Below are 13,303 nucleotides of genomic sequence, written 5' to 3'. Positions count from 1 at the left end.
CGGTGCAATAAAATCTTTGCCCTCGGTGCAATCCATCGCGCCGGGAGACAGGGGGACTTGTGGACGACTACCGGGGCATCGCCGACCGGATCGCCGCCGACATCACCGGCGGGCGCCTCAGGCCGGGTCAACGGCTGCCGCCGCAAAGGGCGTTCGCCCGCCGCCACGGGATCGCGCCCTCGACCGCGGGCCGGGTCTACAGCGAACTGGTGCGCCGGGGGCTGGTGGTGGGCGAGGTCGGGCGCGGCACGTTCGTGCGGGCCACCGAGCCGGACCGGCAGCCGGGGCACGCGCTGACCGAGGCGGCCGGTACCGCGCCGGTGAACCTGGAGCTGAACTACCCCTCCGTGGCGGGCCAGGAGGAGCTGCTGGTCCCGGCCCTCGCGCCGCTGCTGCGGCCGGACGCGCTGGGCCTCGCGCTGCGGCCGGCCGCCGCCGCGGGTACCCCGGCCGCCCGGGAGGCCGTCGCCGCGCTGCTGGCCCGGGACGGCGCCCGGCCCGGCCCGGCGCGGATCCTGTTCACCGGCAACGCCCGCCAGGCGATCGCCGCCACGCTCGCCTCCCTGGTGCGGCCCGGCGGCCGGGTCGGGGTGGAGGCGCTGACGTATCCGCTGGTCAAGGAGATCGCGGGCCGTCTCGGCCTCACCCTCGTGCCGCTCCCCGCGGACGAGGAGGGGCCGCGGCCCGAGTCGGTCGCCGCCGCCCACCGCACCGCGCCCCTGTCCGCCCTCTACCTCCAGCCGACGCTGCACAACCCCACCTCGCGCACCGTCGGCGCCGCCCGGCGGGCGGAGCTGGCCGACGCCGTCCACAGGCTGGGGATACCGGTGGTCGAGGACCGGGTCTGGGCCTTCCTGCACCCGGGCGGCCCGCCGCCGCTCGCCGCGCTCGCGCCGGACCTCGTGCACCTCGTCGACGGGCTGTCCAAGCGGGTCGCGCCCGGCCTCACCGCCGGTTTCGTGGCCGTGCCGGACGGGCGCGCCGAGGCGGTGGCGCTGGCGATCCGGTCCGGCGGCTGGAACGCGGGCGGCTTCGCGCTGGAGGCGGCCGTGCGATGGCTCGCCGACGGCACCGTGGACCGGCTGGCGGCCGCCAAGCGGCGGGACGCGGCGCGGCGGCAGCGGCTGGTCGCCGAGCAGCTGTCCGGCTTCGCCGTGCGGTCCGACCCGGCCGGCTACTTCGCCTGGTGGGAGCTGCCCGCGCCCTGGCGGGCCGACACCTTCACGGCCGCCGCGCGGGCGCACGGGATCGCCGTCACGCCGGGCACGGCCTTCTCCGTCGGTCCCAGCCGCACCCCGGACGCGGTCAGGCTTGCACTCGCGTCGGTTCCTGAGCCGCGGCTGGCGCGGGCTCTTGCCGCCCTCGCCGCCGTCGCGCGGGGCGGCCCAGGCGCAGATACCGGGTCAGCCAGGCGGTGAGCGCGACCGCGAGGCCGAGGGCGAGCAGCAGCCAGGAGGCGGTGCGCAGGGTGCCGGTCAGGGCGTCGTAGACGGCGCCCGCGGCCGGGTGGGGCACGTCCGCGGGCAGGCCGGCGAGGGTGAGGCTGCGGCCGGCCGCCACCGCGAGGCTGAGCAGCGCGCCGCCCAGGGCGGTGCCCAGGGCGGTGGCGGTGACGGCCCGGCGGCGGTGCACGGCCAGGGCGATCCCGGCGACGGCGAAGGCCACGGCCGCCACCGGCAGCCAGAACCCGGCGACTTCGAGCACGTGGAACCCCTTTCGGAGCGAGGCCAGTTCGTCCGCCGGAACCACCGCGACGGCGGTGTGCTCCACGGGGATGCGCGCGGCGAGCGGTATGTGGTCACGGGTGAGCTGCCGTTTGACCTGGGCGGTGACGGGGGCGAAGTCGACGGTGACGGGCTGGGCGGCCGCGTCGTCGGGGTCGTCGCGCAGCGCGTGCAGGACCGCGTCGTGGGTGACCCGGTTGCCGGTGTCCCAGGCCAGCCGGAAGGCCTGGGTCTGGGTGAAGGAGCGCACCGCGTCGTGCACGAAGGGGCGGACGGAGCCGCGCAGCGGGCGGACGTCCAGGTGCCGGTCCACTTCTTGCAGGATGCCGTCACCGACGGTGTCCGCGACGGCCTCCCGCACGTCCGGGTCGGCGGCGAGCGGGGCCATCGTGGTGACGTACCGGCCCGTGTCGGTGAGCCCGTACGCCGCCCAGGCCGCCAGCGCCGCGAAGGGCACGAGCAGGCAGGACAGGGCGATCAGTACGGCCGAGAGGGCACTCCTGAGGCGTGGTGGCACCCCTTCAGGCAACGGCCCGCGGGGCGCGGACGCGAGTGGAGCGGAGCCGTTCGGGGGACCGGCCGGCCGGGCGGCGCGTACGGCCGGACGGGTGCCTCCCGGCACGGGGAGTCGCGGGCCCCGGCAGGACCGGCCGGGGCCCGCGCGTGCGTCAGCGGATGCGGTGTCCGGCCGCGTCCTCGTGCGTGTAGTAGCGGTAGAACACCACGAAGAACGTGGGCACGGCGATCGCCAGCGCCAGGACCGTGGACGCCTGCCAGGTGTGGCCGCGGCCGCTCAGGCTGTACAGGAAACCGACCGCGATGCCGGTGAAGGCCGCCCACAGCGCCGCGCGCAGCTCGCGCTTCATCCGCTTGGCGAAGGTCTCCAGGGCCCAGTACACGGCGAAGAACACGAGGGCCGTGAGGAAGCCGAACACCAGGTTCCAGCCGGTGATGGGCCCGCCGTAACGGACGTTGGACGCGGCCCAGTACCCGTAGACCAGGCCGAGCACCGCGGGCACCGCCCACCTGCCGATCGAGTGGGACCGTTCGCTGAAGACGTCGGGCGGACGCGGGCCGGCGAGGGCCGGGGCCCGTGACGCGGGTGCCGCTTGAGCCATGACAGCACTCCTCTCTCTCCTCGCCCCCGGGTTCCAGGGCACACCTGGGGGCGAGGCCTGGCAAGTCGGCCGGGAGAGTGACGGGTGCCCGGATGCGGGCGGTTCGCCCCCGTGTTTCTCTGGGGGACATGGAGAGCCGGCCGCCGTGACGGAGATGGACTACGGGCGGCGGCGCCGGCCGCTGGTGGTCGGCGGCCGGAGCATCGCCTGGCTGCTGCCGCTGCTGCTGCTCGTCGGCATCGTGCTGGTGGACTACTACACCGGGGAGAAGTTCCGGATGATCTCCTGGATCGTCCTGGTCCCCGGCATCGCCGCCGCGATCTGCTCGGTGTGGGCGACGGCCGTCTACAGCGTGCTGGCGGTACTGGCGTACATACTCGTCGACGCGCTCTGGCCCGCCCAGTACAAGGCCGGTCCCGCCGACTTCGTCCTGGTCGCCCTCGGCGGCTTCCTGGCCACGCTGGCCTCGACCGTGCGGATGCGCCACGAAGCCCAGATGCTGCACATCCGCGACATCGCCGAGACCACCCGGCGCACCGTGCTGCGCCCGCTCCCGCCGCGCTGGGGCGGTCTGGAACACGCGGGCGTCTATCTCGCCGCCGACGTGGACGCCCGGGTGGGGGGCGACTTCTACGACATCCAGCCCGGCCCCCACGGCACCCGGCTGCTCGTCGGGGACGTGCAGGGCAAAGGCCTGGGCGCCGTGGAGGCGGCCGCCGCGCTGCTCGGCACCTTCCGCGAGGCCGGCTACCACGAGGGCGACCTGGTGGCCGTCGCCGACCGGCTGGAGAGCCGGATGCGCCGGCACCGCCACGACATGACCGCGCTGGGCCGCGACGAGGGCGACCGCTTCGCCACGGCCGTGCTGATCGCCTTCCCCGACGACCTTCCCGCGATGATCGACCTCGTCAACTTCGGCCATGAGCCCCCGTTCGCGGTCGGCGCGCACGGGGTGCGCGAACTGCCCTGCGGGGACGGGCTGCCGCTCGGGCTCGGCGACCTCGTCGGCGGGCTCCCGCCGGTGCACCGGGTGACGCTGGCCGACGACGAGACCCTGCTGCTGGTCACCGACGGGGTGACCGAGGCCCGCGACGGCGCCGGCGACTTCTACGAGGTGGCCCGCGAGGTGGCCCGCATGGTCGCCGCCGACCCGCGCCGCAGCGAACCGCGCCGTCTGGTGCGGCGCGTGCGCGACGGGGTGCTGCGGCACAGCGGCGGCCGGCTGGACGACGACACCACCGTGTTCGCGGTACGGCGGATCCGTGCGGGCCGGGAGCCGGCCCGGCGGCCGGGCGAGGCCCCCGAACGGGGACGTTCGCCGTCCTGAGGCGCGGGTTCGCGCTCGCAGCGACTACGGTGCTGACGGGAGAGCGGATCCACGGGGGGTCCGCGGGTCGACAGGGGGAGGGCCGATGCCCGGAACCGTGCTGCTGCTCGCGGCCTCGCCGCTGGGCCGGGGACGCCTGGTGGACGCGGCCGGTGTGCTGCCGGTGCTGGCCGCGGTCGCCCCCGCCGTGCTCTCCGGCACCGGCACCGCGAACGTCGTCGAACTCGCGGACCCGCTGGAGCCGCAGGCCGTGCTCACCCGGCTGCGGGCCGCCGCGGCCGCGCCCGGCCCGCTCACCGTGTACCTCACCGGCCAGCTGCACCTGGACCGCCGCCAGCGGCTGCCGCACCTGGCGCTGGCCCGCACCACCGCGGCCACCGTCCGCTACACCGCGCTGCCCTGGCACTGGATCCGCGAGGAGCTGCGGCTGCGCCCGGCCGGGCAGACCGCCCTGGTGGTCGATCTGCACGCGGACGCGGAGGTGTGGCGGCAACTGGCCGAGCGGCCGCTCGACTCGGGCCGCACCGCGGCGGTCTACGGCCGCATCGCACCCCCGAACGGCCGGCGCGGGCTCGCCGAGCCGACGTACATGAAGACCGTGGCGACGCTGCTGCGCAGCGGGCACCGGCCGCCCCTGGAGGAGTTGCACGGGCAGGCGCTGGCCCGGATCGCGGACGAGGCGGCCACGAACATCCTGCTGGCCCCGCCGCCCGGGCAGGGCGCCGACCCGCACGACGCCATCAGCGCCGCCGTCCGCTCCGGCCGCCACGCCGAGGCCGACGCGCTGGCCGCCCGCCACGAGGAGGCCGCCGTGCGCACCCTCGGCCCCGCCTCGGAGGACGCGCTGCACTGGGCCGAGGTGCGGGCCGACCTCGCGATGTTCGCCGGGGACACGGTGCGCAGCTGCCAGGCGTGGCTGCGGGTCGCCGGGGTGCGGCTGGCCGCGGGGCAGCCGGCCGACGCACCCGCCGTGGAGTCCGCCGTGGACCGCGCCCACCACCAGTGGGGCCGCATCGGGGACCCGGCCCGCGCCCGTGAACTGGGCTCCTCGCTCGCGGAGTTGAGGCTCCGCGTGCCCGGCCGGCGGCAGGGCGCGCTGGAGAACGTCCAGCGGCACCTGCGCCAGCTCCAGGCGGCGCCGTAGGGCTCAGGCCGCCGGCAGCATCGCCAGGGCGCCCGAGACCAGGGTGCGCACCCCCGGGGCGATCACCGACAGGTCGGGCGCGAAGCGCGGGCTGTGGTTGCTCGGCACGCCGGCGAGCTTCTCCGGCAGGGAGTCGCCGGGCGCCTGCTCCCACACCGCGCCGGGGGTGGTGGTGACGAACCAGTACGAGTACGGGATCGAGCCGAGCGCCAGCTCCGGGAAGTCCTCGCTGCCCATCGCGGGGCCCGGGTCGAACACCGTGCCCGCGCCGAACACCTCGCTGTGCACGGCGGCCACCGTGGCGTCGGTGCCGGCGTCGTTCACGGTCATCGGGAAGGTGCTGCCGACGCTCACCGCGGGCTCCCGCGGGCAGCCCGCGGCCAGGCACTCGCCCCGCGCGATGCGCCGGATCGCGTCCAGCATCCGCTGCCTGACCGCCTCGGACTGGGTGCGCAGGTTCAGCGCGACGCGCGCCTCGTCCGGGATGATGTTGTGCCGGGTGCCCGCCTCGATGCGGCCCACCGTGAGCACCGCGGACTCGCCCGCGGCGATCTCCCGCGAGACCACCGTCTGCAGCCGGGTGACCAGGTAGGCGGCGGTCACCACCGGGTCCACGGTGGCCTCCGGGCGCGAACCGTGCCCGCCCCGGCCGTGGACCACGATGTCCACCTCCGTCGAGGCGGACATGATCAGACCCGGCACGTGCGGGTAGAGCCCCGCCGGTCCGGGCGCCGCGTGCTGCCCGAGCAGGACGTCCGGCCGCCCGAACCGCTCGTACAGCCCGTCCCCGATCATCCTCCCGGCGCCCTGCCCGGTCTCCTCGGCGGGCTGGCCCACCACCAACAGGGTGCCCCGCCAGGTGTCCCGGCCGGCGGCCAGCGCCGCGGCGGCCCCGGCCAGCCAGGTGACGTGCAGGTCGTGTCCGCACGCGTGCATCACCCCGTCTGCCTCGGAGGCGTACGGCAGCCCGGTCGCCTCCCGCACGGGCAGCGCGTCCATGTCGGCGCGCAGCAGCACGGTGGGGCCGTCGCCGGTGCGCAGCCGGCCCACGACGCCGGTGCCGCCGACGCCCTCGGCCGTCTCGAACCCGGCCTCCTTCAGGAGACCGGCCAGCTTCCCGGCGGTGCGGTGCTCGCGCAGGGACAGCTCGGGATGCCGGTGCAGGTCGCGGTAGAGCCCCTCCAGGTCCGTGACGGGGAGGTCGGAGGTCAGGTCCAGGGCGGTACGCGCGGCGGCTGAGGTCATGGGCGCAGCGTAGGTCTGTTTCGCGGTTTCGGGGACCCCGGCGCGATCGTCCGATTACCCTGGGTGACATCTCGCTCACGAGGAGGTGCCGTACGGCATGGCCCACATCCGCGAACTCGACCCCAGCGCCTCTCCGTTGGACTACTTCGGCTACGAACTGCGCAGAAAGCGGGAGGAGGCGGGGCTGACGCAGAAGGAACTCGGCGCGATCGTCTTCTGCACGGGCTCGCTGATCGGCCAGATCGAGACGACGCTCAAGGTCCCGACGAGGGAGTTCGCCGAGCGCGTGGACGCCGCGCTGCTGACGGACGGGGTCTTTACGCGTCTGGTGGGGCTGGTGTTACGGAGCCAGTTGCCTACGTGGTTCCAGCCGTACGCCGACATGGAGGCGAAGGCGGCGTACATCTCGACGTATCAGTGCCAACTGGTTTACGGGTTGCTTCAGACGGAGGCGTACGCGGCTGCGCTGCTGAAGGTGGACTACCCGGACCGGGTGGAGGAGATGGTCGCGGCGCGTCTGGAGCGGCAGCGCATCCTGCACCGTGCGGAGGTCCCTGCGTTGTGGGTGGTGCTGGACGAGTCGGTGCTGTATCGGATGGTCGGCGATCAGGAGGTCATGCGCGGGCAACTCGCGCAGCTGTTGGACTTCCGGGACGACCCCTGGCTGCATGTCCAAGTGCTGCCGTACTCCACGGGTGCGCATACCGGGATGCTGGGCTCGTTCACGGTCCTCCGCTTCGGCGACCACCCCGACCTCTTCTATTGCGAGAGCTACGACCAGGGCCACATGACGGCCAATCCGCAAGTAATCAGGGAGCGTTCGGTCGGTTACGCTCGCTTGCAGGCCACCGCCCTCTCGCCGGAGGACTCGGCCGAACTGGTCGCCCGCGTGATGGAGGAACGCTATGGACACCAGCAAGCAGCTCAAGGCCGCGCGGTGGCGTAAGTCCAGCTACAGCGGCCCCAACGGCGGTGAATGCGTCGAGTGCGCCACACTCGGCACCGCCGCATGGCGGAAGTCTTCGTACAGCGGCACCACCGGAGGTGATTGCATCGAGGTCGCCGAACTCCCCGCCCTCGTAACCGTTCGTGACTCCAAGGACCCCGACTCCGCGCACTTCGCCGTCGCGCCGCAGGCGTGGACCGCGTTCGTGCGGGCCTTCTCGTGATCCCCGGACGGGCCCCTCAGCGGTGAGCCGACACGGCCGGCGCCGCGACGTGTGTGGCCGGAGACGCCGTCGCCGCGCGGGCCGGGCCGGCGTTCGCGGCGATGATCAGGGCCGCTGCGGCGATGACGGCTGCGGCGACCGCCCTCCGTGCGGTGGAGTTTCCGTAAGGTTCGGATACACGTCCGGGCACGGTGACCTCGCAACACGACAGCGGCGTATTAAGCAGGCTTAATCCGCCGTTTAACCTAGAGGCAGGCCGAGCCGAACGGCAAGGCCTGCCGGGCCAGTTGAGGGGTTCACGGGGATGCGGGAACGGGACGATCCGGAGGTCGTGGGCCGGCGCGTGCAGCGCCTGCGCACCGAGCGCGGCCTGACCCAGCGGCAACTGGCCGAACCGGCCTACACACCCGCCTACATCTCCACCCTGGAGGCGGGCCGCGTCCGCGCCTCCGACGAGGCGCTGCGGCACATCGCGCGGCGGCTCGGCGTGGCCTTCGAGGAACTGGCCGTGGGCCGCCCCGCCCACCTCGCCACGGATCTGCGGCTGCGCCTCACCGATGCCCAGCGCGTCCTCGCCGACGGCCGGGCCGAGGAGGCCGCGACCTCGTACGCCGTACTGCTCGCCGACGCCGAGGCGCACGACCTCCGCCGTGAGCAGGCCACCGCCCTGCTCGGTCTCGGTGAATGCGCCCTGGTGACCGGCGAGCTGGCCCGGGCCCGCGAGCACTTCGAACGCGCCGAGGAACGGCTGGCCGGCGACTCGCTGGCGGCGCGCGTGCCCGCCGTACGCGGCCGCGCGGTCTCCCACTACCTCGCGGGCGAACTCCGGTACGCCGTCTACCTCCTAGAGTCCACCCTCGACGAGCTGAACCGCGGCGGGCTGCACGACCCCGACGCGCTGCTGCTGCTGTACGCGAGCGTCATCGGCCCGTACATGGACATGGGCGCCCACGCCCGCGCCGCCCAGGCCGCCGAGTTCGCGCTCGCCCTCGCCCCGCAGGCCGGGGAACCCGCGCTGATCGCCCGGATGCACCGCTCGGTCGCCCGCACCCTGCTCGCCGAAGGCCGGGTCGCCGAGGCGGACGCCTCCCTCGCCAAGGCCGCCGAGCTGTACCGCCGGCTCCGCCTGCGCACCGAGCTGGCCAACTGCCACTGGATGCGCGGCTACGTCCACGCGCAGAACGGCGAGCTGGACGGCGCGGAGCGGGAGCTGCGCCAGGCACTGGACATGCTCGCGGAGAGCCAGGCCGCCCTCTACCGCAGCCAGGTCACGGTCGAGCTCGCCGACGTCCTGCACCGCCGCGAGAAGTCGGCCGAGGCCGCCGCGCTGCTGGAGGGGGTCCTCGGGGACCTCTCCTCCGAACGCGGCGCCGTGCACGCGGCCGCCGCCCACCGCCTGCTCGGCATCATCGCCGAGGACGCCCGCGACACCGAGGCCGCCGAGGAGCACTACGTGCGCGCACTCAGCCTGCTGGAACGCGCGGGCGCCGCGGGCGACCTGGGTGACCTGTGCCGCCTGCTGGGCGACCTGCTGCGCCGCACGGGCCGGGTCGAGGCCGCCCTCGACGCCTACCGCACCGGCCTCGGCCACCGCACCGCCCCCGGCACCACCACCCTCGGCCCGGCCCCGGCCCAGCCGCCGCTGTGAACCGGCGGTGCCTCACGGGGCCCGGGGAGCGTCACACCTGGGCGCGGCCCTGCCTGCGGATCTCCGCGAGCCGCAGCGCGCCGACCTGGACGGCGGCCTGCGTGGCGTCGTTCGGCACGGCGCCGAGGCCGCCGTTGGTGAGGGCGAAGGAGTCGTCGCCGACCCGGACCGCGGCCACGTCCAGCGAGAGGGTCGTCTCCTGCCCGTCGGTGGTCATGGCGGCGAGGGTGACGCGCAGCCCCTGGCGCGCGTCCCCGACCTCCGGCAGCGGGGCCTCGGAGACCTGCACGTCCTCCACGGTCCCGTCCTGGGTGGTGGCCGTGAACCGCGCGCACTGCGCCGGCATCGTCCGCAGCCAGGCCAGCGTGGCGTCCACGTCCGACGGGCGGCGAGAACCGATCTGGTAGCGGAGCTGGGCGTCGGTGTCGGCGTTGTCGAGGCCGACGGCGGCGCGGGCCGGACCGCCGAGCAGCTGGTCGCTGTAGAGGGCGTCCAGCAGCCGCTGGCACTGCCCGGCCGACGTGGTGGACTTCAGCAGGCCGTCGCGCCAGGTCGCCGCGCCGCGCGTCGCGGTCCAGGGGGCGCCGAGGTCGGTCTGGGTGAGAAGCGCGGCCTGCACCTGCTCGTCGGTGAGTGTGGAACCGTCGCTCCGGGTGGGCGTCTTGTGCGCCGGGGCCGGCCGGTCGATGGTCGGCAGCGGCTGCGGCGCGGTCGCCGGCTGTTTCAGGGCGAGGGCCGCGCAGCCCCCGAAGGCGAGGAGGCCGGTGCCGACGAGGGAGAGCAGGAGGCGGCCGTGCGGGCGTATCTCGGTGTACATCGGGGTGCCTCCTTGACGGCCGGCCGGTGGGGGATGCCTGCTCTCACGGCACCACCGCCCCGGGAGGCCCACCAGCGCGGCGGGCCGTCCGGGTGCGCGCCGTCCGGGTGAGCGGATGTTGCGGGTCACCTCCGGGTGGGTCCGCAGCAGCAGAGCGATGTTGGTCTGGGGCGCGGTGGGGACCAGCGTCACCGGCCGGGGGCCGCTGCCGGTGGAGGTCTGCCTCGACCCCGGCCCGGCCCGCGGCCAGACCGTCGTCGACCGCCGCCCCCGCCCCGGCGAGTCCGAGATCCACGAGGGCCGCCGCGAACAGGCGCTGGTGGACGTCGCGCTGGACGTGGACGTGGACCGGTACGTGAAGCTGTACCTGGAGACCGTCGAGCGGCCCTGACACCCGCGGCCCGCTGCCGCCGCCGGACCGAGGTTCCCTTTCCGGGCGATGTGGACAGATTCTCCGCGTCCGTGAACGTCGTACCGCCCGAACGGAACGCTTATGGCAGACCTCTCGTCCAGGAACCCCGACTGGTGGCGGCAGGCCGTGATCTACCAGGTCTACCCGCGCAGCTTCGCCGACGCGGACGGTGACGGCCTCGGTGACCTGAGGGGCGTCACGCGGCGCCTGGACCACCTCGCCGCGCTCGGCGTCGACGCCCTGTGGCTGAGCCCCTTCTACCCCTCCGAACTCGCCGACGGCGGCTACGACGTCGCCGACCACCGGGACGTCGACCCGCGCCTCGGCACCCTGGACGACTTCGACGCCCTGGTCGCCGAGGCCCACCGGCTCGGCCTGAAGGTCGTCGTCGACGTCGTCCCCAACCACACCTCGCACCGGCACCCCTGGTTCCGGGAGGCGCTGCGGGCCGGGCCCGGCTCCCCGGCCCGCGACCGCTACGTCTTCCGGCCCGGCCGCGGCGGGTACGGCGAACTCCCGCCCTCCGACTGGCAGTCCGTCTTCGGCGGCAGCGCCTGGCGGCGGACCTCCGACGGTGAGTGGTACCTGCACCTGTTCGCCCCCGAACAGCCCGACCTGAACTGGGAGAACGAGGAGGTCCGCGCCGACTTCCGCACCACCCTGCGGTTCTGGTCGGACCGGGGCGTCGACGGCTTCCGCGTCGACGTGGCCCACGGCCTGGCCAAGGACCTGACCGAGCCGCTGCGGGACACCGGCGGCCTCGGCGCCACCGGCGAGACGGCCCTGCCGCGCGTCGCGCCGGGCAGCCACCCGTACTGGGACCGCGACGAGGTCCACGAGATCTACCGGGACTGGCGCAAGGTCCTCGACGCCTACCGCCCGCCGCGCTCCGCCGTCGCCGAGGCCTGGGTGCCGGGCGCCCGCCGCGCCCTGTACGCCCGACCCGACGAACTCGGGCAGGCCTTCAACTTCGAGTACCTGGAGGCGCACTGGGACGCGGCGGGGCTGCGCCGGGTCATCACCGGGGAACTGGCCACCGCGCGCGCCGCCGGTGCCTCGCCCACCTGGGTGCTCTCCAACCACGACGTGGTCCGGCACGCCTCCCGGCTGATGCTCCCGCCCGGCACCGACCCCGGCGCCTGGCTGCTGTCCGGCGGGCAGGCGCCCGCGGTCGACGCCGGGGCGGGCCTTCGCCGGGCCCGGGCCGCGACCCTGCTGATGCTCGCGCTGCCCGGATCGGCGTACCTCTACCAGGGCGAGGAACTGGGCCTGCCCGAGGTGGCCGACCTGCCCACCGAGGTGCTGCGGGACCCGATCTGGGAGCAGACCGGCCATGTCCGCAAGGGCCGCGACGGCTGCCGGGTGCCGCTGCCCTGGACGACGACCGGGCCGTCGTACGGCTTCGGGCCCGGCGGCGCCTGGCTGCCGCAGCCGCCGTCCTTCGCGGCGTACGCGGTGGAGGCGCAGGCCGGGGTGGCGGGCTCCACGCTGGAGCTGTACCGCACCGCCCTGCGGCTGCGCCGGGGGCTCCTCGCGGGCGAGGGCCTGACCTGGACGGCCGGCACGCCCGCGGGTGTGCTCGGCTTCGCCCGCTCCGACGCCTGGCGCTGCGTCACCAGCCTCGCCGCCGGGCCGGTGCCCCTGCCGCCGGGCGAGGTCCTGCTGAGCAGCGGCCCCCTGCCCGGCGACGGGACGCTGCCGCCGGACACCACGGTCTGGCTGGCCTAGCCCACGGTCGGGCTGGGGCTCGGGGTGGCCCCGCCGCCCCCGGTGAGGCCGTTGATGTCCACCGGCGTGGACGTGGGGTTCGGCGGCGGGGTGAGCACCACCTCGGGCTGACCTGCGGCCGGGGGCGGCGGGGTCAGGTCGGAGTTGGGCAGCTTCGGCGGGGTCGTCTGCTGGAAGATGGTCTGGTCGAAGTCGACGAAACCGGTCTTCTCCATCACCGTCATGTGGTCGAGCACGGTGTCGTTGGCCTGGTCGGCGAGCGCGCGCACCAGCGAGTTCTTGGTCGTGGAGCGGATCTTCGCGATGGCGTTGAAGATGGCCCCGTGCGTCATCCGCAGGATGTTGGCCATGTCGGAGTCGAACTTCCGGCCCTTGTCCGCCCGCAGCGTGTCGAGGAAGCCCTGCTGCTGGGGGCTCGGCAGATCGGGCAGCGTGATGTTCAGCATCGGCGCGATCTTGCGGCAGGTGATGTCCAGTGCCGCGTGGCCGTCGAGCAGATGGTGGCCCGCGGTGACGACGGCCGGTGTGGTCCCCTTCTGCAGGGCGAGCTGCCCCACCGGGTACTCCCACAGGCCGGCGGCCCGCACCTTCACCACGAAGTCCCGGTCCTGCTCGGTGAGCGGCCCCCACTGGGTGTTGGCGATGACGCGGTCCTGGGCGGTGGTGACCTTGGTCATGCCGAGCATGCCCGGGTAGACCAGTGCCGCGAGTGTCATGGCCATCGCACCGCCTACGAAGAGAGTTCCCGTCGCGTTCCGCGAAAAGCGCACCGTGCCTCCTGCCCGGTCGTGGATCCGCCCACGAGGACGGCGTGGGAGGTTCGGACGCACAGCAGTACGGAAACGGAGGCGATCCGTCTCTGTCGCGCGGGTAAAAATCCCGCCGGTCGCCCAACCGGGCTCCCCGGCGGCCCCGTTGACCGTTCCTGACGAACGGTTGGCGAAACGTTGACTTTCCCTCGGGAGAAGGCG

Annotated in this window: 12 protein-coding genes and 1 pseudogene; 8 read left to right on the top strand and 5 right to left on the bottom strand. The window is 74.7% G+C overall.

The window, feature by feature from the left end; all coding sequences use genetic code 11:
• Positions 1-59 precede the first annotated feature (59 nt).
• Positions 60-1,418, top strand: a complete 1,359-nt coding sequence (locus tag ACZ7FF_RS09900) for an aminotransferase-like domain-containing protein (RefSeq protein WP_470810937.1) — start codon at positions 60-62, stop codon at positions 1,416-1,418.
• Here ACZ7FF_RS09900 and ACZ7FF_RS09895 read toward each other — a convergent pair.
• Both ACZ7FF_RS09895 and ACZ7FF_RS09890 read right to left on the bottom strand, forming a co-directional pair.
• Positions 1,306-2,241 (bottom strand): hypothetical protein, encoded by a 936-nt coding sequence (locus ACZ7FF_RS09895; RefSeq protein WP_470810935.1) that lies wholly within the window; start codon positions 2,239-2,241, stop codon positions 1,306-1,308. The genes ACZ7FF_RS09900 and ACZ7FF_RS09895 overlap by 113 nt on opposite strands.
• A gap of 151 nt (positions 2,242-2,392) precedes the next feature.
• On the bottom strand, positions 2,393-2,842 hold the full coding sequence (locus ACZ7FF_RS09890; protein WP_470810934.1) for a hypothetical protein: 450 nt from the start codon (positions 2,840-2,842) through the stop codon (positions 2,393-2,395).
• A 154-nt stretch (positions 2,843-2,996) separates the two neighbouring features.
• Here ACZ7FF_RS09890 and ACZ7FF_RS09885 point away from each other — a divergent pair, with 154 nt between their 5' ends.
• Together ACZ7FF_RS09885 and ACZ7FF_RS09880 are read left to right on the top strand one after the other, a co-directional pair.
• Positions 2,997-4,169, top strand: coding sequence for a PP2C family protein-serine/threonine phosphatase (locus ACZ7FF_RS09885; RefSeq protein WP_470811448.1), 1,173 nt, complete (start codon positions 2,997-2,999; stop codon positions 4,167-4,169).
• Between the two features lie 85 nt (positions 4,170-4,254).
• Positions 4,255-5,313: a hypothetical protein gene (locus tag ACZ7FF_RS09880; protein WP_470810932.1), complete on the top strand. Its 1,059-nt coding sequence runs from the start codon at positions 4,255-4,257 to the stop codon at positions 5,311-5,313.
• Positions 5,314-5,316: 3 nt separating this feature from the next.
• On the opposite strand, the gene ACZ7FF_RS09875 is transcribed toward ACZ7FF_RS09880, so the two are convergent.
• Complete coding sequence (locus ACZ7FF_RS09875) at positions 5,317-6,558, bottom strand: amidohydrolase (protein ID WP_470810930.1); 1,242 nt, start codon at positions 6,556-6,558, stop codon at positions 5,317-5,319.
• 97 nt (positions 6,559-6,655) lie between these two features.
• Between ACZ7FF_RS09875 and ACZ7FF_RS09870 the strand changes: the two genes are divergently transcribed.
• The 3 genes from ACZ7FF_RS09870 (at position 6,656) to ACZ7FF_RS09860 (ending at position 9,375) form a co-directional block, all read left to right on the top strand.
• Entirely contained in the window at positions 6,656-7,504 is an 849-nt protein-coding gene (locus ACZ7FF_RS09870; RefSeq protein ID WP_470810929.1) for a helix-turn-helix domain-containing protein, read from the top strand.
• Positions 7,464-7,727 carry a DUF397 domain-containing protein gene (locus ACZ7FF_RS09865; protein WP_470810927.1) on the top strand — a complete coding sequence of 88 codons (264 nt, stop codon included), beginning with the start codon at positions 7,464-7,466 and terminating at the stop codon, positions 7,725-7,727. The genes ACZ7FF_RS09870 and ACZ7FF_RS09865 overlap by 41 nt, the downstream gene beginning before the upstream one ends.
• Positions 7,728-8,031: 304 nt before the next feature.
• Complete coding sequence (locus ACZ7FF_RS09860) at positions 8,032-9,375, top strand: helix-turn-helix domain-containing protein (protein ID WP_470810925.1); 1,344 nt, start codon at positions 8,032-8,034, stop codon at positions 9,373-9,375.
• A gap of 31 nt (positions 9,376-9,406) precedes the next feature.
• Here the strand turns inward: ACZ7FF_RS09860 and ACZ7FF_RS09855 are convergent, their stop codons facing one another.
• Positions 9,407-10,192, bottom strand: coding sequence for a hypothetical protein (locus ACZ7FF_RS09855; protein WP_470810923.1), 786 nt, complete (start codon positions 10,190-10,192; stop codon positions 9,407-9,409).
• Positions 10,193-10,397: 205 nt separating this feature from the next.
• On the opposite strand from ACZ7FF_RS09855, the pseudogene ACZ7FF_RS09850 reads away from it, so the two are divergent.
• Positions 10,398-10,583, top strand: a pseudogene (locus ACZ7FF_RS09850) (nucleoside hydrolase); the annotation flags it as partial.
• 102 nt (positions 10,584-10,685) lie between these two features.
• A complete protein-coding gene (locus ACZ7FF_RS09845; RefSeq protein ID WP_470810922.1) occupies positions 10,686-12,332 on the top strand; it encodes a glycoside hydrolase family 13 protein in 1,647 nt (548 codons plus the stop codon).
• Here the strand turns inward: ACZ7FF_RS09845 and ACZ7FF_RS09840 are convergent.
• Entirely contained in the window at positions 12,329-13,048 is a 720-nt protein-coding gene (locus ACZ7FF_RS09840) for a DUF4142 domain-containing protein (protein WP_470811447.1), read from the bottom strand. The genes ACZ7FF_RS09845 and ACZ7FF_RS09840 overlap by 4 nt on opposite strands.
• Positions 13,049-13,303 lie beyond the last annotated feature (255 nt).

It is taken from the genome of Streptomyces sp. NPDC037126 (assembly GCF_055605965.1).
Note: the sequence above shows the minus strand (reverse complement) of the source record. Positions and strands in the feature narration are given on the sequence as shown.